The following is a 677-nucleotide window of genomic DNA, read 5'->3' as shown; positions in this document are numbered from 1 at the left end:
GGACCTACTGGCAACACCGGGCCTACCGGTAATACTGGACCTACTGGCAACACCGGGCCTACCGGTAATACTGGACCTACTGGCAACACCGGGCCTACCGGTAATACTGGACCTACTGGCAACACCGGGCCTACCGGTAATACTGGACCTACCGGCAATACTGGGCCTACCGGCGCTACTGGACCTACTGGATTTAATCTTCCTGCTGGACCTGCATCTATTACCTTAACTTCTAACGCAACCACAGCGTGTGTATCCACCCAAGGAAATAATACTTTATTTTTTTCGGGTCAAGTATTAGTAAACGGTAGTCCTGCTGCAGGGGTAGTAGTCAGCTTTTCATTTAGTAACCCTTCTCTTGCCTTCATGGTTCCTCTTGCTACCCTCACTAATGCTTCAGGTAACTTTACCGCTGTATTTCTAGCCGCAAATGGACCTGGAACAGTAATCGTTACTGCTTCACTTCTTGATTCTCCTGGAACAATGGCTAGCGTCACWATTACCATTRTKAATTGTCCGTAAYGGTTTTATTTTTATCATTGTGATGTTCCTTTTAAATGAAGTCTTTATTTCTTAACACCCAACGAGAATGTACAACAAACTAAAAAGGCCTACTCACGCGAGTAGGCTTTTGAAAAAACTATGAAAGCTTCGTTAATAATTGATTTAAATCTTTT

2 protein-coding genes are annotated in these 677 nt (G+C 44.3%); both read right to left on the bottom strand.

Annotation, left to right across the window (positions count from 1 at the left end; translation table 11 throughout):
* A partial coding sequence (locus AC1DJR_RS32550; RefSeq protein ID WP_477004519.1) for a hypothetical protein occupies nucleotides 1-245 on the bottom strand: 245 nt, incomplete at its 3' end.
* A gap of 45 nt (nucleotides 246-290) precedes the next feature.
* Complete coding sequence (locus tag AC1DJR_RS32545; protein ID WP_429687598.1) at nucleotides 291-506, bottom strand: hypothetical protein; 216 nt, start codon at nucleotides 504-506, stop codon at nucleotides 291-293.
* Nucleotides 507-677 lie beyond the last annotated feature (171 nt).

Source organism: Bacillus sp. 05T31, from assembly GCF_056396725.1.
Note: the sequence above shows the minus strand (reverse complement) of the source record. Positions and strands in the feature narration are given on the sequence as shown.